This window comes from Streptantibioticus ferralitis, assembly GCF_029223525.1.
Lineage (GTDB): Bacteria > Actinomycetota > Actinomycetes > Streptomycetales > Streptomycetaceae > Streptantibioticus_A > Streptantibioticus_A ferralitis.
In genome coordinates this window covers 134695-160336 of the sequence record NZ_JARHTQ010000017.1, presented here as the reverse complement: position 1 = coordinate 160336, position 25642 = coordinate 134695, and the positions used below count along the sequence as shown (strand labels likewise).

The 25642-nt window shown below is 69.8% G+C and carries 18 protein-coding genes and 1 pseudogene; 15 read left to right on the top strand and 4 right to left on the bottom strand.

The annotated features are described in order from the left end of the window. Window positions 1-13: 13 nt before the first annotated feature. From mmuM to P2L57_RS24375, 9 genes and pseudogenes are all read left to right on the top strand, one after another. On the top strand, window positions 14-934 hold the full coding sequence (mmuM, locus tag P2L57_RS24415; RefSeq protein ID WP_275818126.1) for a homocysteine S-methyltransferase: 921 nt from the start codon (window positions 14-16) through the stop codon (window positions 932-934). A gap of 44 nt (window positions 935-978) precedes the next feature. Next, a complete protein-coding gene (locus P2L57_RS24410; RefSeq protein ID WP_275818075.1) occupies window positions 979-2439 on the top strand; it encodes a 3' terminal RNA ribose 2'-O-methyltransferase Hen1 in 1461 nt (486 codons plus the stop codon). Then, on the top strand, window positions 2436-5045 hold the full coding sequence (locus P2L57_RS24405; RefSeq protein ID WP_275818072.1) for a polynucleotide kinase-phosphatase: 2610 nt from the start codon (window positions 2436-2438) through the stop codon (window positions 5043-5045). The genes P2L57_RS24410 and P2L57_RS24405 overlap by 4 nt, the downstream gene beginning before the upstream one ends. A 96-nt stretch (window positions 5046-5141) precedes the next feature. Further along, the gene (locus P2L57_RS24400) at window positions 5142-6365 is read left to right on the top strand and encodes an arginine deiminase (RefSeq protein WP_275818070.1); all 1224 of its coding nucleotides are present in this window, start codon (window positions 5142-5144) and stop codon (window positions 6363-6365) included. 119 nt (window positions 6366-6484) lie between these two features. Further along, window positions 6485-7483: an ornithine carbamoyltransferase gene (gene argF / locus P2L57_RS24395; RefSeq protein ID WP_275818068.1), complete on the top strand. Its 999-nt coding sequence runs from the start codon at window positions 6485-6487 to the stop codon at window positions 7481-7483. A 61-nt stretch (window positions 7484-7544) separates the two neighbouring features. Then, window positions 7545-7902, top strand: a pseudogene (locus tag P2L57_RS24390) (amino acid permease); the annotation flags it as partial. Next, a complete protein-coding gene (locus P2L57_RS40850; protein WP_275818124.1) occupies window positions 7882-8004 on the top strand; it encodes an amino acid permease C-terminal domain-containing protein in 123 nt (40 codons plus the stop codon). The pseudogene P2L57_RS24390 and the gene P2L57_RS40850, both read left to right, overlap by 21 nt. Before the next feature lie 103 nt (window positions 8005-8107). Further along, window positions 8108-8935, top strand: a complete 828-nt coding sequence (locus P2L57_RS24380) for an enoyl-CoA hydratase family protein (RefSeq protein ID WP_275818066.1) — start codon at window positions 8108-8110, stop codon at window positions 8933-8935. Further along, window positions 8920-11238 (top strand): bifunctional salicylyl-CoA 5-hydroxylase/oxidoreductase, encoded by a 2319-nt coding sequence (locus P2L57_RS24375; protein ID WP_275818064.1) that lies wholly within the window; start codon window positions 8920-8922, stop codon window positions 11236-11238. The genes P2L57_RS24380 and P2L57_RS24375 overlap by 16 nt, the downstream gene beginning before the upstream one ends. On the opposite strand, the gene P2L57_RS24370 is transcribed toward P2L57_RS24375, so the two are convergent. The 3 genes from P2L57_RS24370 to P2L57_RS24360 all read right to left on the bottom strand — a co-directional run bounded on the left by P2L57_RS24370 (window position 11231) and on the right by P2L57_RS24360 (window position 14360). Further along, a complete protein-coding gene (locus P2L57_RS24370) occupies window positions 11231-11788 on the bottom strand; it encodes a Uma2 family endonuclease (protein WP_372515896.1) in 558 nt (185 codons plus the stop codon). The two genes, P2L57_RS24375 and P2L57_RS24370, sit on opposite strands and share 8 nt — an antisense overlap. A 114-nt stretch (window positions 11789-11902) precedes the next feature. Beyond that, entirely contained in the window at window positions 11903-12736 is an 834-nt protein-coding gene (locus P2L57_RS24365) for a PaaX family transcriptional regulator (RefSeq protein ID WP_275818059.1), read from the bottom strand. A gap of 4 nt (window positions 12737-12740) precedes the next feature. After that, on the bottom strand, window positions 12741-14360 hold the full coding sequence (locus P2L57_RS24360; RefSeq protein ID WP_275818057.1) for an AMP-binding protein: 1620 nt from the start codon (window positions 14358-14360) through the stop codon (window positions 12741-12743). Between the two features lie 173 nt (window positions 14361-14533). Here P2L57_RS24360 and P2L57_RS24355 point away from each other — a divergent pair, with 173 nt between their 5' ends. After that, complete coding sequence (locus P2L57_RS24355) at window positions 14534-15649, top strand: acyl-CoA dehydrogenase family protein (RefSeq protein ID WP_275818055.1); 1116 nt, start codon at window positions 14534-14536, stop codon at window positions 15647-15649. A 250-nt stretch (window positions 15650-15899) separates the two neighbouring features. Here P2L57_RS24355 and P2L57_RS24350 read toward each other — a convergent pair whose 3' ends face one another. Then, window positions 15900-17429 (bottom strand): helix-turn-helix domain-containing protein, encoded by a 1530-nt coding sequence (locus P2L57_RS24350; protein WP_275818053.1) that lies wholly within the window; start codon window positions 17427-17429, stop codon window positions 15900-15902. Between the two features lie 456 nt (window positions 17430-17885). On the opposite strand from P2L57_RS24350, the gene acnA reads away from it, so the two are divergent. The 5 genes from acnA to P2L57_RS24325 all read left to right on the top strand — a co-directional run bounded on the left by acnA (window position 17886) and on the right by P2L57_RS24325 (window position 25623). Next, window positions 17886-20606: an aconitate hydratase AcnA gene (gene acnA, locus P2L57_RS24345; protein WP_275818051.1), complete on the top strand. Its 2721-nt coding sequence runs from the start codon at window positions 17886-17888 to the stop codon at window positions 20604-20606. A 300-nt stretch (window positions 20607-20906) separates the two neighbouring features. After that, the gene (gene ngcE, locus P2L57_RS24340) at window positions 20907-22310 is read left to right on the top strand and encodes an N-acetylglucosamine/diacetylchitobiose ABC transporter substrate-binding protein (RefSeq protein ID WP_275818049.1); all 1404 of its coding nucleotides are present in this window, start codon (window positions 20907-20909) and stop codon (window positions 22308-22310) included. 71 nt (window positions 22311-22381) lie between these two features. Next, window positions 22382-23314 (top strand): carbohydrate ABC transporter permease, encoded by a 933-nt coding sequence (locus tag P2L57_RS24335; RefSeq protein WP_275818047.1) that lies wholly within the window; start codon window positions 22382-22384, stop codon window positions 23312-23314. A gap of 14 nt (window positions 23315-23328) precedes the next feature. After that, window positions 23329-24261: a carbohydrate ABC transporter permease gene (locus P2L57_RS24330; RefSeq protein ID WP_275818045.1), complete on the top strand. Its 933-nt coding sequence runs from the start codon at window positions 23329-23331 to the stop codon at window positions 24259-24261. A gap of 165 nt (window positions 24262-24426) precedes the next feature. Then, window positions 24427-25623 carry an ROK family transcriptional regulator gene (locus P2L57_RS24325; RefSeq protein ID WP_308292511.1) on the top strand — a complete coding sequence of 399 codons (1197 nt, stop codon included), beginning with the start codon at window positions 24427-24429 and terminating at the stop codon, window positions 25621-25623. Window positions 25624-25642 lie beyond the last annotated feature (19 nt).

Sequence of the window (25642 nt, the reverse complement as noted above, 5' to 3'; positions counted from 1 at the left end):
AGGAGCATCCGTGTTGCCCGCCCCGACCACCCCGCTCGCCACCGCTCTCGCCGAAGGGCCGGTCGTCCTCGACGGCGGCCTGTCCAACCAACTCCAGGACCAGGGCTGCGACCTGTCCGACGAGTTGTGGACCGCCAGGCTGCTCTCCGACGCCCCCGGCCAGATCGAAGCGGCCCACGCGGCGTACCTGCGGGCGGGCGCGCGGGTGCTCACCACCGCCAGCTACCAGGCCACTTACCAGGGCTTCGCCCGGCGCGGGCTGTCCCGGGACGAGACCTCGGCCCTGTTGCGCCGCAGTGTGGAACTCGCCCGGCGGGCGGCGCGGGAACTGCCCGGTGTGTGGGTGGCCGCCTCCGTCGGCCCGTACGGCGCGATGCTCGCCGACGGCAGTGAGTACACCGGCCGGTACGGGCTGTCCGTAGCGGAGTTGCAGCGCTTCCACCGCCCTCGGATAGCGGCGCTGGCCGAGGCCGGGCCCGATGTGCTCGCGCTGGAGACCGTCCCGGACACCGACGAGGCGGAGGCGCTGCTGCGGGCGGTCGACGGCATCGGGCTGCCGGTCTGGCTGTCGTACAGCATCCGCGGGGACCGCACCTGCGCCGGGCAACCGCTGGCGGAGGCGTTCGCGCTCGCCGCCGGTGTCCCCGAAGTGATCGCGGTGGGCGTCAACTGTTCCAGCGCCCGGGACACCGGCCGGGCGGTGGCCCTCGCGCACGCCACCACCGGGAAGCCGGTGGTGGCCTACCCGAACAGCGGAGAGTGGGACGCCGAGACCCGCACCTGGCGCGACGAACCTTTCGAGGTTCCGACCATGGTGCGTGACTGGCAGTCAGCCGGAGCCCGGCTGATCGGCGGATGCTGCCGGGTCGGGCCACCGGGCATCGCCCGGATCGCGGCCGCCCTGCAATCCCCGGGGGACGCTGCCAGCCGGTGAAAATCCGCTGGTGACAAGGGCCGAACCGGGCAATACTCGGGCGGGTGTTCCTGACGATATCGACCACCGGCAGTGCGGAGTACCCGGCCACCGACCTCGGGTTCCTGCTGCACAAGCACCCCGAAAAGGCCCAGTCCTTCGCCACCTCGCACGGCACCGCCCATGTCTTCTACCCCGAGGCGTCGGAGCGGCGCTGCACAGCGGCACTGCTGCTTGAGGTCGACCCGGTGGCGCTGGTCCGCCGTGGAAAGGGCAAGGGGCGCGGTGGCCCGTCCGACATGGCGCTGGCCGGTTACGTCAACGATCGCCCGTACGCGGCGTCCTCGCTGCTCGCCGTGGCGTTGAGCGCCGTGTTCTCCACCGCGATGAAGGGCGTGTGCCGTACCAGGCCGGAGCGTGCGGCCGAGCCCCTGCCGCTGTGTGTCGGGATACCCGCGCTGCCGGCCAAGGGCGGTGCGGCCGTGGTGCGCGCGTTGTTCGAGCCGCTCGGCTGGACCGTGACCGCGGAACCCCGCGCACTGGACGAACGGTTCCCCGAGTGGGGTGACTCGCGGTACGTGGCATTGACGCTGGAGGGGCGGCTTCGGCTCTCGGACGCCCTGCGCCACCTGTATGTGCTGCTTCCGGTGCTGGATGACGCCAAGCACTACTGGATCGCGTCCGACGAGGTGGACAAGCTGCTGCGCGCCGGTGACGGCTGGCTGGCCGGCCACCCCGAGCAGAAGCTGATCACCTCCCGCTATCTGTCACGCCGTTGGTCGCTGACCCGGCAGGCCATGGAGCGCTTGGAACTGGCCCGCCTCGCCGCCGCCGACGACAGCGAGGCCGAGGAGATCGACAACGCGGTCGACGAGACGGCCGACACCGAGGAGCGGCCGGTACCGCTCGCCGTACGCCGACGGGAGGCCATCCTCGGCGCGCTGCGCGCCGCGGCTGCCGGCCGGATCCTCGATCTCGGCTGCGGCCAGGGCCAGTTGGTGGGCGAGCTGCTCAAGGACGCGCGGATCACCGAGGTCGTCGGTGTCGATGTGTCGGTACGGGCACTGACCGCGGCCGCGCGACGACTGCGCCTGGAGCGCATGCCGGAGCGGCAGTCCGACCGGGTGCGGCTGATCCAGGGCTCGCTGACGTACACCGACACCCGGCTCAAGGGGTACGACGCGGCGGTCCTCAGCGAGGTCATCGAACACCTCGACCTGCCAAGGCTGCCAGCCCTGGAGTACGCGGTGTTCGGCGCCGCCCGGCCCGCGAGCGTCATCGTCACCACGCCGAACGCCGAGTACAACGTGCGCTGGGAGACGCTGCCCGCGGGCCGGATGCGGCACGGGGACCACCGCTTCGAGTGGACCCGCGCGCAGTTCCGCCACTGGGCGCAAGGCGTCGCCGAACGGCGCGGCTACGGCGTGGAGTTCAGCGCGGTCGGTGACGACGATCCCGAGGTCGGCCCGCCGACCCAGATGGCCGTGTTCAGCAGGTCCGACGCAAGCGAGGGGGTGGCAGCATGACAACGGTGCGAAGCGCCCCGTTCGACGGTGGCGGGCGACGGGAGGGCAGGACACTGGCCGTCACCGACCTGTCCCTGGTGGTACTGGTCGGCTCCACCGGCTCCGGCAAGTCCACTTTCGCCCGGCGCCACTTCAAGCCCACCGAGGTCATCTCCTCGGACTTCTGCCGCGGCCTGGTCAGCGACGACGAGAACGACCAGAGCGCCAGCTCGGACGCGTTCGACGTACTGCACTACATCGTGGGCAAGCGGCTCGCCGCCGGACGGCTGACGGTGGTCGACGCGACCAACGTCCAGTCGGAGAGCCGGGGGCAGCTGGTCCGGCTCGCCCGCGAGCACGATGTGCTGCCCATCGCGATCGTGCTCGACGTCCCCGAAGCGGTGTGCGCCGAGCGCAACGCCACCCGCCGGGACCGCGCGGATCTGCCGCGCCATGTGATCGCCCGCCAGCAGCGTGAACTGCGCCGTTCGCTGCGGTCATTGGAGCGGGAGGGCTTCCGCAAGGTGCACATCCTGCGCGGAGCCGAGGAGGTCGCGGCGGCCGAGGTCGAGCTGGAGCGGCGGTTCAACGATCTGCGTCATCTGACCGGCCCGTTCGACATCATCGGCGATGTCCACGGCTGCCGCGCGGAGTTGGTGGCCCTGCTGGTCCGCCTCGGCTACGAGCCGCGGTACGACGAGGCGGGTCGGCCGGTCGGCGCCGCGCATCCGAAGGGGCGCACCGCGGTCTTCGTCGGCGACCTGGTGGACCGCGGCCCGGACAGCCCCGGTGTGCTCCGCCTGGTGATGGGCATGGTGGCCGACGGTGACGCACTGTGCGTGTCCGGAAACCACGAGAACAAGCTCGGGCGCCATCTCAAGGGACGGCAGGTGAAGCACAGTCACGGTCTCGCCGAGACCATCGAGCAGTTGGCGGCGGTGCACCAGGAGGAGCCCGGATTCACCGCACGGGCACAGGAGTTCATCGGCTCGCTGGTCAGCCACTACGTGCTGGACGGCGGCGGCCTGGTCGTCTGCCACGCAGGTCTGCCCGAGAAGTACCACGGCCGCACCTCGGGCCGGGTCCGCTCGTTCGCCCTGTACGGCGACACCACCGGGGAGACCGATGAGTACGGCCTGCCGGTCCGCTATCCGTGGGCCGAGGAGTACCACGGCCGCGCCACGGTCGTCTACGGACACACACCCGTTCCGCATGCCTCCTGGCTCAACAACACCATCTGCCTGGACACCGCGTGCGTCTTCGGCGGCAAGCTGACCGCGCTGCGCTGGCCGGAGCGCGAGCTGGTCGACGTGCCCGCCGAGCGGGTCTGGTACGAGCCGGTCAGGCCGCTGGCCGGCGAGGCCCCGGGCGGTCATGACGGCCGCCCGCTCGACCTGGCCGACGTCAGCGGGCGGCGGGTGGTCGAGACCGCCCACCACGGCCGGGTCGCGGTGCGTGCGGAGAACGCGGCGGCGGCGCTCGAGGTCATGAGCCGTTTCGCCATCGATCCCCGGCTGCTGGCCTACCTGCCGCCGACCATGGCCCCCTGCGCCACGTCGGAGCGCGACGGCTACCTGGAGCATCCGGCGGAAGCCTTCGCCGCCTATCGCGCGGACGGCGTCCGCCAGGTGGTGTGCGAGGAAAAGCACATGGGCTCGCGCGCCGTGGCCCTGGTGTGCCGCGACGCCGAGACGGCACGCAAGCGCTTCGGCACCGGCGGTGACGAGACCGGTGCGCTCTACACCCGTACCGGCCGACCGTTCTTCGACGACCCGGCGATGACCGAGCGGCTGCTGGGCCGGCTGCGCGGCAGCGTCGAGGCCGCGGGCCTGTGGGACGAACTGGGCAGCGACTGGCTCCTGCTGGACGCCGAGCTGCTGCCCTGGTCGCTGAAGGCGTCCGGGCTGCTGCGCAGGCAGTACGCGGCGGTGGGCGCCGCGTCCCGGGCGGTCTTCCCCGGTGCGCTGGCCGCCCTGGGAGACGCGGCGGCGCGCGGCGTCGACGTCGAGGAGTTGCTCGCCCGCCAGCGGGAGCGCGCCGCGGACGCCAGTGCGTTCACCGAGGCGTACCGCCGCTACTGCTGGCCGACCGTGGACCTGGACGGGGTGCGGTTCGCCCCCTTCCAGCTGCTGGCTGTCGAGGGCCGCAGCCTCGCCGCGCTTCCGCACGACGAGCAGCTGGCCCTGATCGACCGGCTGGTCGACCACGACGGCACCGGGCTGCTCGCCCGCACCCGCCGACTCATCGTCGACACCGAGGACGAGGCGTCGCTCGACGCGGGCATCCGGTGGTGGCTGGACCTGACCGCAGAGGGCGGCGAGGGCATGGTGGTCAAGCCGCTCCAGGCCTCCGTACGCGGTCCGAAGGGCCTGGTGCAGCCGGGCATCAAGTGCCGTGGCCGCGAGTACCTGCGGATCATCTACGGTCCCGAGTACACCCGGCCCGGCAACCTGGCCCGGCTGCGCTCGCGGTCGCTCGGTCACAAGCGCTCGCTGGCCCTGCGTGAGTACGCGCTCGGCCTGGAGGCACTGGACCGGCTGGCCACGGGTGAACCGCTGTGGCGGGTGCACGAGGCGGTCTTCGCGGTGCTCGCGCTGGAGTCGGAACCGGTCGATCCGCGGCTGTAGCGGCGCCGCCCCGGGCGGTTCCCGTCCCCCGGGCGGGCAGAAGGTCGCCGCGTGCGGGGTGGGGTGCGGCCGCCCGGCGTGGGAAGGTCTTCCTCCATGGGCTTCCATGTGGATTCCGAGGCCGGGCGGCTGCGCCGCGTCATCCTGCACCGCCCGGATCTGGAGCTGAAGCGGCTCACGCCGACGAACAAGGACGCGCTGCTCTTCGACGATGTGCTCTGGGTACGAAGGGCGCGTGCCGAGCACGACGGTTTCGCGGACATACTGCGGGACCGCGGTGTGGAGGTGTACCTCTTCGGCGATCTGCTGCGCGAGACGCTGCAGGTGCCCGAGGCGCGCCGACTGATCCTTGACCGGGTCTTCGACGAGAAGGAGTTCGGACCGCTGGCCACCGACCACCTGCGGGCGGCCTTCGCCGAACTGCCCGCACCGGATCTGGTGGAGGCGCTGGTCGGGGGGATGACCAAGCGCGAGTTCCTGGAGCGGCACGCCGAACCCACCTCGGTGCGCTTCCACGTCATGGAGCCGGACGACTTCCTGCTCGCCCCGCTCCCCAACCACATCTTCACCAGGGACACCTCGGCGTGGGTGTACGACGGGGTGAGCATCAACGCCATGCGCTGGCCGGCCCGTTGGCGCGAGACGGTGCACTTCGAGGCGATCTACCGCTACCACCCGATGTTCGCGGGCGGCCTGTTCCATGTCTGGTCGGCCGGACAGGAGGCCTATCCGTCGACGATCGAGGGCGGGGACGTGCTGGTGATCGGCAACGGGGCGGTGCTGATCGGGATGAGCGAGCGCACCACACCGCAGGCGGTGGAGATGCTGGCGCGCGGGCTGTTCGCGGCGGGCTCCGCCAAGACGATCGTGGCCCTCGACATGCCCAAGAGACGCGCGTTCATGCATCTCGACACGGTGATGACGATGGTCGACGGCGACACCTTCAGCAAGTACGCGGGCCTGGGCATGCTGCGCTCGTACACCATCGAACCCGGGGCGAGCGAGGGGGAGCTGAAGGTCACCGACCATCCGCCGGAGCACATGCACCGGGCGATCGCCGCGGCGCTCGGCCTGGACGACATCCGGGTGCTGACGGCAACCCAGGACGTGCACGCGGCCCAGCGCGAGCAGTGGGACGACGGCTGCAACGTGCTGGCCATCGAGCCGGGGGTGGTCGTCGCCTACGAGCGCAACTCCACCACCAACACCTACCTGCGCAAGCACGGCATTGAGGTGATCACCATCCCGGGCAGCGAGCTCGGCCGCGGCAGAGGCGGCCCGCGCTGTATGAGCTGCCCGATCGAGCGGGACCCGGTCTAGCCCGCACGACAGGCGCGGGGCGATGATGCCGGTGGGCGACGCGCGTACCGTCCGCATAAGGATGCGCATCGTCGTATACACTTCCGGCATCTCTGTCGCCCCATCTAGGAGCATCCGCCATGGCCATCGACCTCACGGGCCGCCACTTCCTCAAGGAGTTGGACTTCTCGGCCGAGGAGTTCCGCCACCTGGTGGAACTGGCGGCCCAGCTGAAGGCCGCCAAGCGGGCGGGCACCGAGGAGCAGCGGCTGCGCGGCCGGAACATCGCGCTCATCTTCGAGAAGACCTCGACCCGTACCCGCTGCTCGTTCGAGATCGCCGCCGCCGACCAGGGGGCGAGGACCACCTACCTCGACCCGGCGAGCTCGCAGATCGGTCACAAGGAGTCGGTCAAGGACACCGCCCGGGTGCTTGGGCGGATGTTCGACGGCATCGAGTACCGGGGCCATGCCCAGGAGATCATCGAGGAACTCGCGGCCCACGCGGGCGTACCGGTCTGGAACGGGCTCACCGACGAGTGGCATCCCACGCAGATGCTCGCCGATGTGCTCACCATGACCGAGCACACCGACAAGCCGCTCTCCGAGATCGCCTACGCCTATCTCGGCGACGCCCGCTACAACATGGGCAACTCGCTGCTGATAACGGGAGCGCTGCTCGGCATGGACGTGCGCATCGTCGGGCCGAAGATCCTCTGGCCGGGCGAATCCGTGATCGCCGCGGCCCGCCGCCTCGCCGAGCGGACCGGCGGCCGGGTCACCCTGACCGAGGACGTGGCGGACGGGGTGCGCGGCGTCGACTACGTGCACACCGACGTCTGGGTGTCGATGGGTGAGCCCAAGGAGATGTGGGACGAGCGGATAGCGCTGCTCGGTCCCTACGCGGTGACCATGGACGTGCTGCGAGCCACCGGGAATCCGCAGGTGAAGTTCATGCACTGCCTGCCCGCCTTCCATGACCTGGGCACGGCGGTCGGCCGGGAGATCCACGAGCAGTACGGACTGAGCTCGCTCGAGGTCTCCGACGAGGTCTTCGAGTCCGCGCACTCGGTGGTCTTCGACCAGGCGGAGAACCGGATGCACACCATCAAGGCGGTACTGGTGGCCACGCTCGGCTGACCGGGCGGCCAGACGGATGTCGTGAATCGCGGCGAGTGCCGCGATTCGCCACGATCTGTCCATGCTCCGTAGCAAGTCGCCCGATCTGCTGGTCGCCGAATCCGGCGCCTACCTGGAGGGGCACGGGCTGCGGCGCAGGCCTGTTCCAGCCGGTGTGCTTCGGCGTGGGCGCGATCGTCGGCACCGGCATCTTCGTCGTGCTGTCCGACACCATGCCAAAGGCCGGGCCCGCGATCGTCATCTCGTTCGCCCTCGCGGCGATCACCTGTGTGTTCACCGCGTTCTCCTTCGCGGAGCGGGGCGGCGCCATCCCGGTCTCCGGCAGCTCGTACTCCTACGCCTACGCGACGATGGGGGAGTTGACCGCGTCAGTCCCGCTGCTCGGGGTCGGCTTCCGCCTGTGTCTGGTCTACGGACTCGGCGGCACGACCTGGCTGCGGTTCGCGGGCTACCTGGTCGTGGGGGCGCTGGTGTACGTCGCGTACGGCCGACGCCGCTTCCGGCCGGCCGGGTCCGGATAGCCGGGCGAACTTTATGCCGTACTCATGACGGCAGTCACAAAGCGGTGATAGCTTCGACGTTGCGAGCGTCCGTCCGCCCTCCCACAGCGAAGGAGGCCGTGCCATGAGCCCGATGCGTGGCTCAGCGACGATCACCGAGGAGTGGCGCCACCTGAGGCTGGAGCGAGCCGGGGGCGTCACCACCGTCACCCTCGACCGTCCCGACCGGCTCAACGCGCTCACCTTCGGCGCCTACGCCGATCTGCGCGACCTGCTGGCCGAACTCGCCCAGGACGGCCGGACACGAGTCCTGGTGCTCGGCGGGGAGGGGCGCGGGTTCTGCTCCGGCGGCGATGTGGACGAGATCATCGGCGCCACCCTGGCGATGGGCGTCGGTGAACTGCTGGACTTCAACCGGATGACCGGCCAGGTCGTGCGGGCGCTGCGCGAGTGCCCGTTCCCGGTGATCGCGGCCGTGCACGGGGTCGCCGCCGGCGCGGGGGCGGTGCTGGCGCTGGCGTCCGACTTCCGGGTGGTGGAGCGCTCGGCACGGTTCGCCTTCCTCTTCACCAAGGTCGGCCTGGCCGGAGCCGACATGGGCGCCGCCTATCTGCTGCCCCGGGTGGTCGGGCTCGGCCATGCCACCCGACTGCTGATGCTCGGCGAGCCGGTGTACGCCGCCGAGGCCGAACGGATCGGGCTGGTCAGCGAGTTGGCCGAGGACGGCGAGGCCGGGCGGTCCGCCGCCGCCCTCGCCCGCAGGCTCGCGGACGGCCCCGCCCTCGCCTACCGCCAGACCAAGGCACTGCTCACCGCCGAACTGGACATGCCGCTGGGCGCGGCCGTCGAAATGGACGCGGCCGCCCAGGCGTTGCTGATGACCAGCGCCGACTACGCCGAGTTCCACGCCGCGTTCACCGGCAAGCGGCCGCCGAAGTGGGAGGGGCGGTAGCGGTGGCGGCCGCCAGCCACGCGACGCCCCCGCTGCGGATCGCGGTGATCGGCGCGGGCCCCGGTGGCCTGTATGCCGCCGCCCTGCTCAAACGGCTGGACCCGGCACGCGAGATCACCGTCTGGGAACGCAACGCACCGGACGACACCTTCGGTTTCGGTGTCGTCCTCTCCGATGAGACCCTCGGCGGAATCGAACACGCCGATCCCGTTGTCTTCCGGGCGCTGCGCGATGAGTTCGTCCGCTGGGACGCGATCGACGTGTCCCACCGCGGTACCGTCATCCGCTCCGGCGGCCATGGCTTCGCCGCGCTCGGCAGACGCCGTCTGCTCGCCGTTCTGCACGACCGCTGCCGGGACCTCGGCGTACGGCTGCGATTCGCCGAACCCGCCCCGGACGCGGCCGTCCTGACCCGCGACCACGATCTGGTGATCGCGGCGGACGGGGTGAACAGCGCGACCAGGGCCGGGTACCGGGAGGTGTTCCGGCCCAGCCCGACCACACACCGCTGCCGCTACATCTGGCTGGCCACCGATCTGGTCCTGGACGCGTTCCGCTTCGAGATCGCCGAGACCCCACACGGCCTGATGCAGGCACACGGTTACCCCTATAGCGCGGATCGCAGCACCTTCATCGTGGAAATGCGCGAGGAGGTCTGGCGGCGCGCCGGCCTCGACCAACTGGACGAGGAAGGCTCGATCGCCGTCTGCGAGAAGGTCTTCGCCGACCTGCTCGACGGGCACCGGCTGCGCTCCAACCGCTCCCGGTGGACCGCCTTCACCACCGTCGTCAACGGAAGTTGGCGCGCGGGGCGGGTGGTGCTGCTCGGCGATGCCGCGCACACCGCGCACTTCTCCATCGGCTCCGGCACCAAACTCGCCATGGAGGACGCCCTCGCCCTCGCCGCCAATCTGCGTGAACACGGCGATCTGGACACGGCGTTGGCGCACTACGAGACCGAGCGCCGCGCCGTGGTGGAAAGCACCCAGCGTGCGGCGCTCGCCAGCCTGGAGTGGTTCGAGGAACTGGCCCAGTACGTCGACCAGCCGAAGCGTCAGTTCGCCTTCAACCTGCTCACCCGCAGCCGCCGCGTCACCCATGACAACCTCCGGTTGCGCGACCCCGCCTTCACCGCCACGGTCGAGACCGAGTTCGGTACCGATCCGGGTATCCCGCCGATGTTCACCCCGCTCCGGTTGGGCGGGCTCACGCTGCGCAACCGGGTGGTCGTCTCACCCATGGACATGTACTCGTCCACCGACGGCATCCCAGGCGACTTCCATCTGGTCCATCTGGGCGCGCGAGCGCTGGGCGGGGCGGGCCTCGTGATGACCGAGATGGTCTGCGTCAGTCCGCAGGGGCGAATCACACCGGGCTGCGCCGGGCTCTACACGGACCAGCACGAGGTGGCCTGGCGGCGCGTCGTCGACTTCGCACACGGTCAGTCCTCCGCGGCCATCGGCCTGCAACTCGGACACAGCGGCCGCAAGGGCTCGACCCGGCTGATGTGGGAGGGCATCGACCAGCCGCTGCCGGACGGCAACTGGCCACTGACCGCGGCCTCCGCACTGCCCTACCGGCCGGGGGTGAACCAGGTGCCGCACGCACTGGACCCGGGCGGACTCGCCGAAATCCGCGAGCAGTTCAGGTCCGCTGCGGTGCGCGGCGCCCGCGCGGGCTTCGACCTGCTCGAACTCCACTGCGCCCACGGCTACTTGCTGTCCGGTTTCCTCTCCCCGCTCACCAACCAGCGCACCGACCGCTACGGCGGCGACCTGACCGGGCGGCTGCGCTACCCCCTGGAGGTCTTCGACGCCGTACGGGAGGTGTGGCCCGCGGAGCGCCCGATGACGGTACGGATCTCGGCCACCGACTGGGCCGACGGCGGCACCACCGCCGATGACGCCGTGGAGATCGCGCGCGCCTTCGCCGAACACGGCGCCGACGCCATCGACGTCTCGACCGGCCAGGTCGTCCCCGACGAACGCCCGGCCTTCGGCCGCTCGTACCAGACCCCGTACGCCGACCGCATCCGCAACCAGTTGGGCGTCCCGGTCATCGCGGTCGGCGCCATCTCCTCCTGGGACGACGTCAACTCCCTGATCCTGGCGGGGCGTACGGATCTGTGCGCGCTCGCCCGACCGCATCTGTACGACCCCAACTGGACGCTGCACGCGGCGGCGGAACAGGGATACACGGGGGCGGGTGCGCAGTGGCCGCTGCCGTATCAGGCGGGCTCCCGGCGCCCGCCGACGGGGCGGACGGATGGGCCTAAGCCGCGGTTGACGCTGGATGTCAGGTGAAGATGGAGGTGTCGAGGGTGAAGCCGAAGGGAGTGGGGAGGTCCAGGGGCTTGCCAAACGGGACCCGGGCGTCCTGCCGGTAATCCCCATCACCCGGATCGCTGAAGAGCGTGACCTCGCCCTTGCTCCGGTCAACCAGCAGGTAGAACGGGATGCCAGCAGCGGCGTATCCCCGGCGCTTCTGGTCCCGATCTCTGTTCGGGTGGGTCGAGGTCACCTCGACGGTCATCACGATGCCATCGGGCTCGGACCACGACTCCATGCCGCGGAACAGCCCCACCGGGCCGATCGTCGCGTCAGGGATGAAGTGGCCGAGCGGCGTCACGATCCCCTTGGTACCGACGCCGTACAACTCCGCGGTCGATTGGCGGGCGACCTGCCGCAACAGGCGGCCAATCGCGTCCTCGTGGTCTCCGTCGGGCGGCGGGCTCACGACGATTTCCCCCTCGATCAGCTCGGCGCGGTAGCCCTCGGGCAACGAGAGGTCGACGTTGAAGAAGGCTGCAAGCAGCTCGTCTTCGCCAGGGCCAGGGCGCTCGATCGCAGGCATGGCCACCACCCGCACCTCCTCGATCGTCATGAACCGCTCCGATGTGGTCAGGATAGTCCCCAGCCGCTTCCCGGCAGGCGTACATCACCCATAACGACCACCGCCCTCCGCCGGTCACGTCATCCGATGAACCGCCCGTACGAACTCCGCGCCCGGCTCGCGCAGCCGGTCGTGCAGCTCGGTGAACACCTGCGCCGCTCGGCCGCCCGGCCAGTCGGCGGGCAGTAGCTCGGCCGGGAGGCCGGGATCCGCGTACGGCAGCCGACGCCACGAGTCCAGCGCCCGCAGGTAGTCCCGGAAGGCATCCTCCGGGCGTACGGACGAGCGGCCGGACCAGGCGGCCAGCACCGGCTCCTGCGCCTCAAGGAACGCTCGGTGCAGCGCGGCGATCGCGTCCAGGTCCCACCAGCGGCGTACCGCCTGCCTGGTGGGCTCGAAGCCCAGATGGGCGCCGCGGAACAGATCGACGTAGCTCGCCAGGCCCAGCCGTTCCAGGGTGTGCCGGGCCTCTGCGTACACCTGGGCGGGGGCGATCCACACACCCGGTGCCGCCGTGCCGAAGCCCAGCCGGGCCAGCCGGGAGCGCAGCAGATGGCGCTTGTGGCGTTCGCTCTCCGGTACCGAGAAGACCGCCAGCACCCAGTCGTCGGCGGCCGGGACGGGGGCGCCCCGGTAGATCCGGCGGTCGCCGTCCGCCAGCAGTTCGGTGGCGTCCGGGGAGAGCCGGTAGGCCGCCGCCCCGCCGACCCGGTCGGCGACCAGCAGCCCGCGTCGCTTGAGCCGGGAGACCGCCGAGCGCACCGACTGCGGATCGACGTCCGCGGCGCCCAGCAGCCGGATCAGCGCGGCGACCGGCACCCGCCCGTCGCACTCCGCCCGGCCGTAGGCGCCGAAGAACGTCACGATCAGCGAACTCGGCGTATGCCCCTCGGCGCGTTGCCCTTCCACGTGATCACTCTAGGTCGCGCAGCCGGAAGCGTTGCAGCTTGCCCGTGGGGGTCCGCGGCAGGGCGTCCAGGAACGCGATCTCGCGCGGGCACTTGTACGGCACGATCTCGCCCTTGGTGAACTCCCGCAGTCCCCGCACCGTCTCCTCGTCCCGTGGCACACCGTCGCGCAGCACCACGAACGCCTTGGCGATCCGCCCGCGGTGCGGGTCCGGAACGCCGATCACCGCCACCTCGCGCACATCCGGATGCCGCAGCAGCGCGTCCTCGACTTCCGGCGCCGCGATGTTGTGCCCCGCCGAGACGATCATGTCGTCGGCGCGTGCGATGTAGGTGAAGTAGCCCTCCGCGTCCCGTACATAGGTGTCGCCGGTCATGTTCCAGCCGTCGCGTACGTAGTCGTTCTGCCGGGGGTCGGCCAGGTAGCGGCAGCCGGTCGGCCCGCGGACGGCGAGCAGTCCGGGTTCGCCGTCCGGCAGTTCGGCGCCCGACTCGTCGACGATCCGCGCCTGGTAGCCGGGGACGGCGACCCCGGTGGTTCCGGGGCGGATCGCTGCGTCGGCCGCGGAGATGAAGATGTGCAGCATCTCGGTGGCACCGATGCCGTTGATGATCTCGATGCCGGTGCGGTCATGCCATGCGTGCCAGGTGGCGGCCGACAGGTTCTCCCCAGCGGAGACGCACCGCCGCAGCGAGGAGATGTCGTACCGGCCGGACTCCAGTGACCCCAGCATCGTGCGGTACGCGGTCGGCGCGGTGAACAGCACACTCACCCGGTGCCGGGTGACGGCCTCCAACAGCCGTTCGGGACTGGCCTGTTCGAGGAGCAGCGTGGAAGCACCCGCGCGCAGCGGGAAGACCACCAGACCACCGAGCCCGAAGGTGAACCCCAACGGCGGGCTACCGGCGAAGACATCGGATCGCCCCGGCCGCAGCACCCGGGCGGAGAAAGTGTCGGCGATGGCCAGCACGTCCCGGTGGAAGTGCATGCACCCCTTCGGTGTCCCCGTCGTCCCCGAGGTGAAGGCGATCAGCGCCACGTCGTCCGCCGAGGTGGCGACCGCGCGGAAGCGGTCCGGCTTGTGCTGTGCCAGCCGCGTCAGATCGTCCGCCGCCTCGCCGCCGTAGGCCGCCGTCCGCAGCCCCGGCACCTCGGCCTTCTCCAGATCGTCCAGTGACCGGGCGTCACACAGGGCATGCCGCACCCGGGCGATCCGGCAGATCACCGCCAGCTCCCGCGGGCGGTGCGCGGCCAGCACGGTGACGGCGATCGCACCCGCCTTCATCACCGCGAACCAGCAGGCCACCAACCACGGTGTGTTGGGTCCCCGCAGCAGTACCCGGCTTCCCGGTACCACTCCCAGGTCGTCGACCAGCACCCCCGCGATGCGGTCGGACACCGCCCGCAGATCCTCGTAGCTCCACACCTCACCGCCCGGCATCCGCAGGCACGGACGGTCCGGGCCGAGGCGCTCGGCGGTGGTGTCCAGCAGTTCTGTGCCGCAGTTGAGCCGGTCCGGGTAGGGCGGCCCCGGTCCGTCGAGCAGCAGCCTGGGCCACTGCTGCCGCGGCGGCAGATGGTCGCGCGCGAAGGTGTCCAGATGAGCGGAGGGCAGCAAGTCCATCGTGGGTCGCCCCTTTGCGACGGTCCGGGCGAGGGGTGGGAATCCGGCCGTGCGATTGCCGGATCAGCGTAACGTGATGGTGACGACAGTCAAGAGATCGCGATAAGCACTCGGCCGAGTCCGTCAGTTCGTCAGATCCTGGCGGGACAGACCGCGATACGAGGAGGCAGTCGATGCCGGTGTTCGCACTCGATCCCGAACAGCAGGCGTGGTGTGAGCGAGTCCGCGAGCAGGCGGCCACCCGGCTGCGCCCGCTCGCCGAGAAGGGTGAACCCGGGCGGGTCAACCGGCCGCTGCTCGCCGAACTCGCCCAGCTCGGCCTGCTGGCCCGGCTGTTCCCGCCCGCGGGCCCGCCGCGTGCGCTCGATCTGTGCCTGCTGCGGGAGTCACTCGCCCGTGAGTGCACCGAAGCGGAGACCGCCCTCGCACTGCAGGGCCTCGGGGCCCATCCGGTGCTGCGCTCCCCGGAGCTGGCGGAACGCTGGATCCCCCGGGTGACCTCGGGCCGCGCGGTCGCCGCCTTCGCCCTCACCGAGCCGGGCGCCGGGTCCGACGCGGCGGCGCTCGAGCTACGGGCCGAGCCCGACGGCGCCGGATGGCGGCTGACCGGCACCAAGCGCTGGATCTCCAACGCCCCGGAGGCCGACTTCTACACCGTCTTCGCCCGTACCGCGCCGGACGCCGGGGCGCGCGGGGTGACCGCCTTCCTGGTACCCGCCGACCGGCCGGGGCTGTCCGGTGAGGCACTGGACATGCTGTCCCCGCATCCCATCGGCAGCCTGTCCTTCGACGGTGTGCCGGTCGGTCGCGACGATCTTCTCGGCGAACCGGAACGCGGCTTCCGGGTCGCCATGGAGACCCTCAACCTGTTCCGGCCGAGCGTCGGCGCCTTCGCCGTCGGCATGGCGCGAGCCGCGCTGGACGCGGCGGTCAGCCACGCGGGCCAACGCACCGCGTTCGGCGGCCCGTTGAAGGACCTGCAGGCCGTCGGGCACACCCTGGCCGAGATGGCGACCCGCACCGAGGCCGCCCGGCTGCTGGTGCTGGCCGCGGCGGACGCGTACGACTCCGGTGCCGCCGACATCGCGAAACGCTCCGCCATGGCGAAGCTCTACGCCACCGAGACCGCCCAGTACGTCGTGGACGCCGCCGTCCAACTGCACGGCGCCCGCGCGCTGCAGAGCGGCCACCTGCTCGAACACCTCTACCGTGAGGTCCGCGCACCGCGCATCTACGAGGGCGCGACCGAGGTCCAACGCGGCATCATCGCGAAGGAGTTGTACCGCTGACCGTCATACGGTGAGCCGCGGCTCGGACGCGGGGGCCCGCGCGACCACGGCGGCCGCCTCCCGGGGCCGCTGCTGCCGCAGGGCCGACTGGTCGAGATCGCGGACTCGCGCACGCTCGGCCCCGCGGACCAGCCGCCCCAACGGGCAGCCGCCATCCGTCAGTTCGTCGCCAAAGCGACCTGGCGGCGGGGCGGCCCGTCCGAGGGAACGACGTGTCGTCAAACGGCGCTGAGGACACACCGGACCGGCACTAGATGTCGCGGAACGTCTCAATCTGCGCGCCGATCGAGTTCAAACGCTCTGCCAGCTCCTCGTAACCCCGGTTGATGACATAGACGTTGCGCAGCACCGAAGTGCCCTCCGCCGCCAGCATCGCCAGCAATACCACCACGGCGGGCCGCAGGGCGGGCGGGCACATCATCTCCGCCGAGCGCCAGCGGGTCGGGCCTTCGACCAGCACCCGGTGCGGGTCAAGGAGTTTGACGCTCGCGCCGAGCCGGGTCAGCTCGGTCAGATAGATCGCGCGGTTGTCGTACACCCAGTCGTGGATCAGTGTGGAGCCCTGGGCGGTCGCCGCGATCGCCGCGAAGAACGGCACGTTGTCGATGTTGAGGCCGGGGAACGGCATCGGGTGGATCTTGTCCAGCGGTGCCCGCAGCTTCGACGGCCGCACGGTGAGGTCGATCAGCCGGGTACGGCCGTTGTCCGCCGGGTACTCCGGGCTGCGCTCGTGGTCCAGGCCCATCTCCTCCAGCACCGCCAGCTCGATCTCCAGGAACTCGATCGGCACCCGGCGGATGGTGAGTTCGGAGGAGGTGACGACGGCGGCCGCGATCAGGCTCATCGCCTCGACCGGGTCCTCCGACGGCGCGTAGTCGACATCGCGGTCGATGTGCGGGACGCCGTGCACGGTGAGCGTGGTGGTGCCGATGCCCTCCACCCGTACGCCGAGCTGCTCAAGGAAGAAGCACAGGTCCTGGACCATGTAGTTGGAGCTGGCGTTGCGGATCACCGTGACGCCGTCATGCCGGGCGGCGGCCAGCAGCGCGTTCTCGGTCACGGTGTCGCCGCGCTCGGTCAGCACGATGGGCCGGCTGAGCGAACGTGACGGGTCGACCTGCGCGTGGTACGAGCCGGAGGTGGCCGTCACATCGAGCCCGAAGTGCCGCAGCGCCGCCATGTGCGGGTGCACGGTCCGGGTGCCCAGGTCGCAGCCGCCCGCGTACGGGATCTTGAACTGGTCGGTGCGGTGCATCAGCGGACCGAGGAACATGATGACGCTGCGGGTGCGGCGCGCCGCCTCGGTGTCCATCGAGTCCAGGTCGAGTTCGGCGGGCGGCACGATCTCCAGGTCGTTGCCGTCGTTGATCCAACGGGCGCGCACCCCGATGCTGCCCAGCACCTCGAGGATCCGGTAGACCTCCTCGATCCGGGCCACCCGGCGCAGCGTGGTGCGCCCGGCGTTCAGCAGCGAGGCGCACAGCAGGGCGACGCAGGCGTTCTTGCTGGTCTTGACGTCGATCGCACCGGAGAGCTGCCGTCCGCCCACCACGCGCAAATGCATGGGACCCGCGTAGCCGAGGGAGACGATCTCACTGTCGAGTGCCTCACCGATTCGGGCGATCATCTCAAGGCTGATGTTCTGATTTCCGCGTTCGATGCGGTTGACCGCACTCTGGCTGGTGCCGAGCGCCTCCGCGAGCTGTGACTGCGTCCAGCCACGATGCTGACGCGCGTCACGGATGAGCCTGCCGATACGTACGAGGTAGTCGTCAGTCATAAGGGCAGGCTATCTCAGATATGAGATGCCGCCTGGCAAGGGGGTGGCGTGGCGCCGGTCCGTCCCGGCGGATGGCGCAACTCGCGGCGGGGGCTTGCCGCCTGGGGCCTTGGCCTGAAGTGCGCCCTGACCGGTCCGGAGCGGGTGACGGCCCGGCGGCAGCCGGCTCCCCGGCCAGGCCATTGCGCCAATGGGTTTCGGAGAGCGTCGCCGCCTTCCGCCGAGCCCCTGGCGGTGCGTAACGGTCCGGGTTTGGGGGCCGGGACGGCCGGGGTCAGGGCATGACCGCGCGGCGGCGATGTACTAGGGTTATCTCGACATCGAGATATCTGCCGAGAGCCGTACCGCCGTCGCGCTAGTAAGGCTTGCCTAACTTAGGCTCACCTTAGTGCATCGACATGGACCTGCGACGGCAGGATGCCGTGGTACGCGCGAAACATGCATAAGGAGACTGTCGTGTCGGCGAACAGCTTCGACGCCCGCAGCACGCTGCGCGTGGGCGACGAGTCTTACGAGATCTTCCGGCTGGACAAGGTCGAGGGCTCCGCCCGTCTTCCGTACAGCCTGAAGGTGCTGCTGGAAAACCTGCTCCGCACCGAGGACGGCGCGAACATCACCGCCGATCACATCCGGGCGCTGGGCAACTGGGACGCGAGCGCCCAGCCCAGCCAGGAGATCCAGTTCACGCCGGCCCGCGTGATCATGCAGGACTTCACCGGCGTCCCGTGCGTCGTCGACCTCGCCACCATGCGTGAGGCCGTCAAGGAGCTCGGCGGCGACCCGTCCCGCATCAACCCGCTGGCCCCGGCAGAACTGGTCATCGACCACTCGGTCATCGCCGACCGCTTCGGCACCCCCGACGCCTTCGCGCAGAACGTGGAGTTGGAGTACGGCCGCAACAAGGAGCGCTACCAGTTCCTGCGCTGGGGCCAGACCGCGTTCGACGAGTTCAAGGTCGTCCCGCCCGGCACCGGCATCGTCCACCAGGTCAACATCGAGCACCTGGCCCGTACCGTCATGGTCCGAGGCGGCCAGGCCTACCCCGACACCCTGGTCGGCACCGACTCGCACACCACCATGGTCAACGGCCTCGGTGTGCTGGGCTGGGGTGTCGGCGGCATCGAGGCCGAGGCCGCGATGCTCGGCCAGCCGGTCTCGATGCTCATCCCGCGGGTCGTCGGCTTCAAGCTCACCGGCGAGCTGCCCGCCGGCACCACCGCCACCGACCTGGTACTGACCATCACCGAGATGCTGCGCAAGCACGGTGTGGTCGGCAAGTTCGTGGAGTTCTACGGTGAGGGCGTCGCCGCCACCTCGCTGGCCAACCGCGCCACCATCGGCAACATGTCGCCGGAGTTCGGCTCGACCGCCGCGATCTTCCCGATCGATGGCGAGACCATCAACTACTTGAAGCTGACCGGCCGTTCGGAGCAGCAGATCGCCCTCGTCGAGGCGTACGCCAAGGAGCAGGGCCTGTGGCTGGACCCGGCCGCCGAGCCGGACTTCTCCGAGAAGCTGGAACTGGACCTGTCCACGGTCGTTCCGTCGATCGCCGGTCCCAAGCGTCCGCAGGACCGCATCGTGCTGGCCGAGGCCGCCGAGAAGTTCGCGCAGGACGTGCGTGCGTACGTGCCGGTCGCCGACCTCGACGAGGCGGGCGTGGAGTCCTTCCCGGCCTCCGACGCCCCGGCCGTCTCCAACGGCGTGCCGAGCAAGCCGACCCAGGTCACCGCCCCCGACGGTTCGACCTACGAGATCGACCACGGCGCCGTCACGGTCGCCGCGATCACCTCCTGCACCAACACCTCCAACCCGTACGTCATGGTCGGCGCCGCGCTGCTGGCCAAGAAGGCGGTGGAGAAGGGCCTGACCCGCAAGCCGTGGGTCAAGACCACGCTGGCCCCGGGCTCCAAGGTCGTCATGGACTACTACGACCGCGCAGGGCTCACCCCGTACCTGGACAAGCTGGGCTTCAACCTGGTCGGCTACGGCTGCACCACCTGCATCGGCAACTCCGGCCCGCTGCCGGAGGAGGTCTCCAAGGCGGTCAACGACAACGACCTGGCCGTGGTCTCGGTGCTGTCCGGCAACCGCAACTTCGAGGGCCGGATCAACCCGGACGTCAAGATGAACTACCTGGCGTCCCCGCCGCTGGTCGTCGCGTACGCCATCGCGGGCTCCATGAAGGTGGACATCACCAAGGACGCCCTCGGCACCGACACCGAGGGCAACCCGGTGTTCCTGAAGGACATCTGGCCCTCCGAGCAGGAGGTCGAGCAGGTCGTCGCCTCCGCCATCGGCCAGGAGATGTTCGCCCAGGACTACGCCGACGTCTTCGCGGGCGACGCGCAGTGGCAGGCGCTGCCCATCCCGACCGGCAACACCTTCGAGTGGGACGCCGAGTCCACCTACGTGCGCAAGCCCCCGTACTTCGAGGGCATGACGATGGAGACCACCCCGGTCGAGGACATCGCCGGTGCCCGGGTGCTCGCCAAGCTCGGCGACTCGGTGACCACCGACCACATCTCCCCGGCCGGTGCCATCAAGGCCGACACCCCGGCGGGCAAGTACCTCACCGAGCACGGTGTGGAGCGCCGCGACTTCAACTCGTACGGCTCGCGCCGCGGCAACCACGAGGTGATGATCCGCGGTACGTTCGCCAACATCCGGCTGCGCAACCAGATCGCGCCGGGCACCGAGGGCGGCTTCACCCGCGACTTCACCCAGGCGGACGCTCCGGTCACCTTCATCTACGACGCCTCGCAGAACTACCAGGCGGCGGGCATCCCGCTGGTCGTCCTGGCGGGCAAGGAGTACGGCTCCGGCTCGTCCCGCGACTGGGCCGCCAAGGGCACCGCGCTGCTGGGCGTCAAGGCCGTCATCGCCGAGTCGTACGAGCGCATCCACCGCTCCAACCTCATCGGCATGGGCGTGCTCCCGCTGCAGTTCCCGGCGGGCGCCACGGCCGAGTCGCTGGGCCTGACCGGTGAGGAGACCTTCTCCATCAGCGGTGTCACCGAGCTGAACGAGGGCCGCACGCCCGGCACCGTGAAGGTCACCGCGGACACCGGTGTCGAGTTCGACGCCACGGTCCGCATCGACACCCCCGGTGAGGCGGACTACTACCGCAACGGCGGCATCATGCAGTACGTGCTGCGTTCGCTGATCAGGAAGTAAACGGCCGGTCGGGCCGGGTGGCCCGACACGACCGACAGGGCCGCACTCCGCATCCGGGGTGCGGCCCTGATTTATGTTTCAAGCGGAGGCGGCCGGAGCCGGGAGGTCTCAACTCGGGAAACTTCGCGTCCGGGACTGTGCCCGATCTTGCCGCCCCACAGGAAGTGGACTATACCTGTCGGCGTCCAACGGCCTTTCGATTTCAGCCCAGCTTCACCGTACGACCCAGCTTCGACCGACAGCGGTAGCCGGCGGGTTCCGGTGCACCGCCTGAGTCCTGAAGAAGGCGAGGACTTGAGCATGGGATCCACCATCGAGCCGAACCGGCTCAACCGCCGCGACCTCATCAAGCGGGCCACGGCGATCGGAATCGCCGCCGTTCCGGCCAGTGGGCTGCTGAGTGCGTGCGCCGCCAGCGGCGGCGGCAGCAAGCAGGAGACCGGAAAGAAGACCGCCACCAACCCGTTCGGCGTGGCCGACAGCGCCGGCCTCGAAGTCATCATTTTCAAGGGCGGGTTCGGGGACGACTACGCCAAACGATTCGAGCAGCTCTATTCGAAGCAGTACCCCAGCGCGAAGGTCACCCATACGCCGACCCAGAACATCACCGGGCTGCTGCAGCCTCGCCTGAACGGCGGCAATCCGCCGGACGTGGTGGACGACTCGGGAAACGCGCAGATCAAGCTGGACGTCCTGCAGAAGGCCGGTCAGCTGACCGATCTCACACCGCTGCTTGATGCGCCGTCAATAGACGATCCAGGTAAGAAGGTCCGGGACACCCTGCAACCGGGCACCGTCGAGTTGGGCACCATCGGCGGCACGTTCTGCACGCTGCAGTACGTCTACACGGTCTTCGGCCTGTGGTACTCGGGGAAGCTGTTCCGGCAGCACGGCTGGAGCGCGCCCAGGACATGGGCCGACTTCATGTCGCTGTCCGCGGAGATCAAGAAGGCGGGCATCGCGCCGTTCGCGCACCAGGGCAAGTACCCGTACTACATCAACGTCGCCATCATGGACCTGGCCATCAAGAACGGCGGCCCGGACTTCATGAACCGGGTCGACAAGCTGGACGACACGGTGTGGGACGAGGCCCCGGCGAAGAACGCCATCGAGGCCGTCTACCAGATCGTCAGCAACAACTACCTGCTGCCCGGTACCAACGGCATGACGCATATCGAGTCGCAGACCGCCTGGAACCAGTACCGGGCCGCGTTCGTCCCGTGCGGCGCCTGGCTGGAGAACGAGCAGCTCAAGTCCACCCCTTCGGACTTCGAGATGACCTTTATGCCGATGCCCTCGCTGCCGGGCGACAAGCTGCCTTTCGAGGCGATCCGTGGTGGCGCCAACGAGCCGTACATCGTGCCGGCCAAGGCGAAGAACGCGGCGGGCGGTATGGAATTCATGCGGATCATGCTGAGCAAGGCCGGCGCGGTCGCCTTCGCCCAGACCGCGAATTCACTGACCGTGGTCAAGGACGCGATCGGCCCGGAAGTCCAGCTGCGGCCGGGCACCAAGTCCACGGTCACCGCGCTCAAGGCGGCGGGCGGCAACGTCTTCAATCCCACGTACCTCTACACCGCCAGCCAGCTCGACGTCGACATGGGCAATGCGAGCAGCGAGCTGATGGCCAATCGCATTCAGCCCGCCGAATGGCTGAAGCGGGTCAAGACGGCGACGCAGAAGGCGAAGAAGAACGGTTCCTGACAGCGCAAGGTGGCGGTACGCGCTGGACGTGCCGCCACCGCGGCGGGCATCTCGATCGTCAGGTAGGAGCTATGCGACACCGCAAGTACCCGTTCATCGTGGGATTCCTCATCGTGCCGGTCGCGTTGTACGCGCTGCTGGTCATCTGGCCGTACCTGCAGACCTTCGGCTACTCGCTCACCGACTGGTCCGGCGAGTCGACCGTGATGCACTTCGTGGGCCTGCGCAACTACACCGCGCTGTTCTCCGACGCGGTGTTCCGCCAGGCCCTGCTGCACAACGTGCTGCTGCTGGTCTTCCTGCCGGTGATCACCATCTTGCTGGCGCTGTTCTTCGCCTTCATGCTCAATGTCGGCGGACGCGCCGGCACCGGGGGAGTGCAGGGCGTGCGCGGTGCCGCGGTGTACAAGGTGGTCTTCTTCTTCCCGCAGGTGCTGTCCATCGCGATCCTCGCCGTGCTGTTCGAGGCGGTCTACCGCAGTGACGGCGGCGGGCTGCTCAACGGTGTCCTGCTGAAACTCGGTCTGGAGGACCCGCAGCATCCGATCGAGTGGCTCAACGACCCTGGTCTGGTGCTGTGGAGCATCCTCGCCATCCTGGTGTGGTCCGGGGTCGGCTTCTACCTCGTGCTGTTCTCGGCCGCCATGCAGTCCATCCCCAGAGAGATCTACGAGGCCGCGCTGCTGGACGGCGCCGGGCGGGTGCAGACCTTCTTCAGGGTCACCCTGCCGCTGCTGTGGGACAGCGTGCAGACCGCCTGGGTCTATCTGGCGATCGCCGCGATGGACGCCTTCGCCCTGGTCTCCACGCTGACCCCGGGCGTGGCCTACGGCGGCGGACCCGACTACCACGGCGAGGTGATGGCCACCTACCTGATGCGCAACTTCCTGTACTTCGGCAAGAGCGGCTACGCCTGCGCCATGGGTGTGGTGATCCTCTTCCTGACCCTGATCCTGTCCGCCATCGCGCTGCGGGTCACCCGCCGCGAGCGCATCGAGTTCTGAGCGGGGACCGAGTCATGAGCACACCCATCAAGGACCCCACCCCGGCCCCGGCGGATCTGGGCCCGGCACCCCGCCCGCGCAAGGCGGACGCACCGGCGCGGTTCGCCGACAGCGGCGGGGTGCTCAACGTCTTCTCCCACGGGTTCCTGGCCCTGTGGGCGGTCATGATCGTGCTGCCGCTGGCGTGGATCGTCCTCAGTTCGTTCAAGACCGATGCGCAGATCGGCGGCAGCGCCTGGACCTGGCCGTCGCACTGGTCGTTCGAGGTGTTCGTCCGGGCCTGGAACAAGGGCATCGGCGGGTTCTTCCTCAACACTGTCATCGTGCTCGCGTTCTCGGTCGCGCTGACCATGCTGTTCGGCGCGATGGCCGCGTATGTGCTGGCCCGCTACGAGTTCCCGGGCAACCGGGTCATCTACTACTTCTTCGTCGCCGGTGCGATGTTCCCGGTCTACCTCGCCCTGGTGCCGTTGTTCTTCATGGTCCGGAACCTGGGCATGCTCAACACGTACCAGGGCCTGATCCTGGTCTACGTCGCCTACTCGCTGCCCTTCACCGTCTTCTTCCTGCACTCGTTCTTCCGTACCCTGCCGACGGCCGTCCACGAGGCGGCGATGATCGACGGCTGCTCGCACACCCGGGCCTTCTTCCAGGTCATGCTGCCGATCGCCAAACCCGGCCTGCTCAGCGTCGGGATCTTCAATGTGCTGGGGCAGTGGAACCAGTACATCCTGCCGCTGACCTTGATGCAGAAGCAGAGCGGCGCCGACCGGGACCACTCGATGCTCACCCAGGGCCTGGTCAACCTCGCACTTCAGCAGGGGTACGCGGGTGACATGCCGGCGCTGTTCGCCGGGATGACCATCGCCATGCTGCCGGTGCTGGTGGTGTATCTCTCCTTCCAGCGGCAGGTACAGGCCGGGCTCACCGCGGGCACGCTGAAGTAGCGCTGGCCAGGGACGGTACCCTCCGGTGCGTGAGCCGGGGGTGCGGTTTCCCTGCGTACGATGTGTGATCATCCGGGGGTTCTTACCGCTCAATCCCTTGACGGGGCACAACCCCTGAGGCTCTGCTTAGAGTTCATATGTTGGATGAACGGCAGGGAGATGGTCGTGGAGACTCCGGGATCGCAGTCCTCGCTGCACCGGGCCAATCTTGAGCGGGTGGTCCGCGCCGTGCGGCTGGCGGGCTCGCTCACCCAGGCGGAGATCGCCCGCGGTACGGGACTGTCCGCCGCCACCGTCTCCAATATCGTCCGCGAGCTGCGGGACAACGGAACGGTCCAGGTCACCCCGACGTCCTCGGGCGGCCGCCGGGCCCGCAGCGTGTCGCTGTCCGGAGACGCCGGAATCGTGGTCGGCGTCGACTTCGGCCACTCCCACCTGCGGGTGGCCGTCGGCAACCTCGCCCACCAGGTGCTCGCCGAGCAGACCGAGCCGATCGATGTGGACGCCTCCGCGGCGCAGGGCTTCGACCGGGCGGAACAGCTGGTCGGACAGCTGATCGCGACCACCGGGATCGGCGCGGACAAGGTGATCGGCGTCGGGCTCGGTGTGCCGGGGCCGATCGACGTGGCGAGCGGGGTGCTCGGGTCGACCGCGATCCTGCCGGGGTGGGGCGGTATCAACCCGCGCGAGGAGCTGGCCGGGCGGCTCGGCATGCCGGTGCACGTCGACAACGACGCCAACCTGGGCGCCCTCGGCGAGCTGGTCTGGGGCGCGGGCCGCGGGGTGAAGGACCTGGCGTACATCAAGGTCGCCAGCGGTGTCGGCGCCGGACTGGTGATCAACGGCCAGATCTACCGGGGCCCCGGCGGTACCGCGGGCGAGATAGGCCACATCACCCTGGACGAGTCCGGACCGGTCTGCCGCTGCGGCAACCGCGGCTGCCTGGAGACCTTCACGGCCGCCGGGTACGTGCTGGACCTGCTGCGCAGCAGTCATGGTCCGGATCTGACCGTGCCCAGGATGGTGCGGCTGGCCCGGGACGGCGACCCCGGGTGCCGCCGGGTGATCGCCGATGTCGGCCGGCACGTCGGCATGGGCGTGGCCAACCTGTGCAATGTGCTCAACCCCAGCCGGGTGGTGCTCGGCGGGGATCTGGCCGAGGCCGGAGAGGTGGTGCTCGCCCCCATCCGGGAGTCGGTGGCACGGTACGCGATCCCGAGTGCGGCGCGGCAACTCGCGGTGGTTCCGGGCGCTTTGGGGGCACGGGCGGAAGTGCTGGGCGCGTTGGCATTGGTGCTCAGCGAAATGGGCGATTCAACGCTTTTGCCAGATTCTGCGCCGGCAACGCTCGCGTTCACATAGATAACGAGGCGTGTCGTTG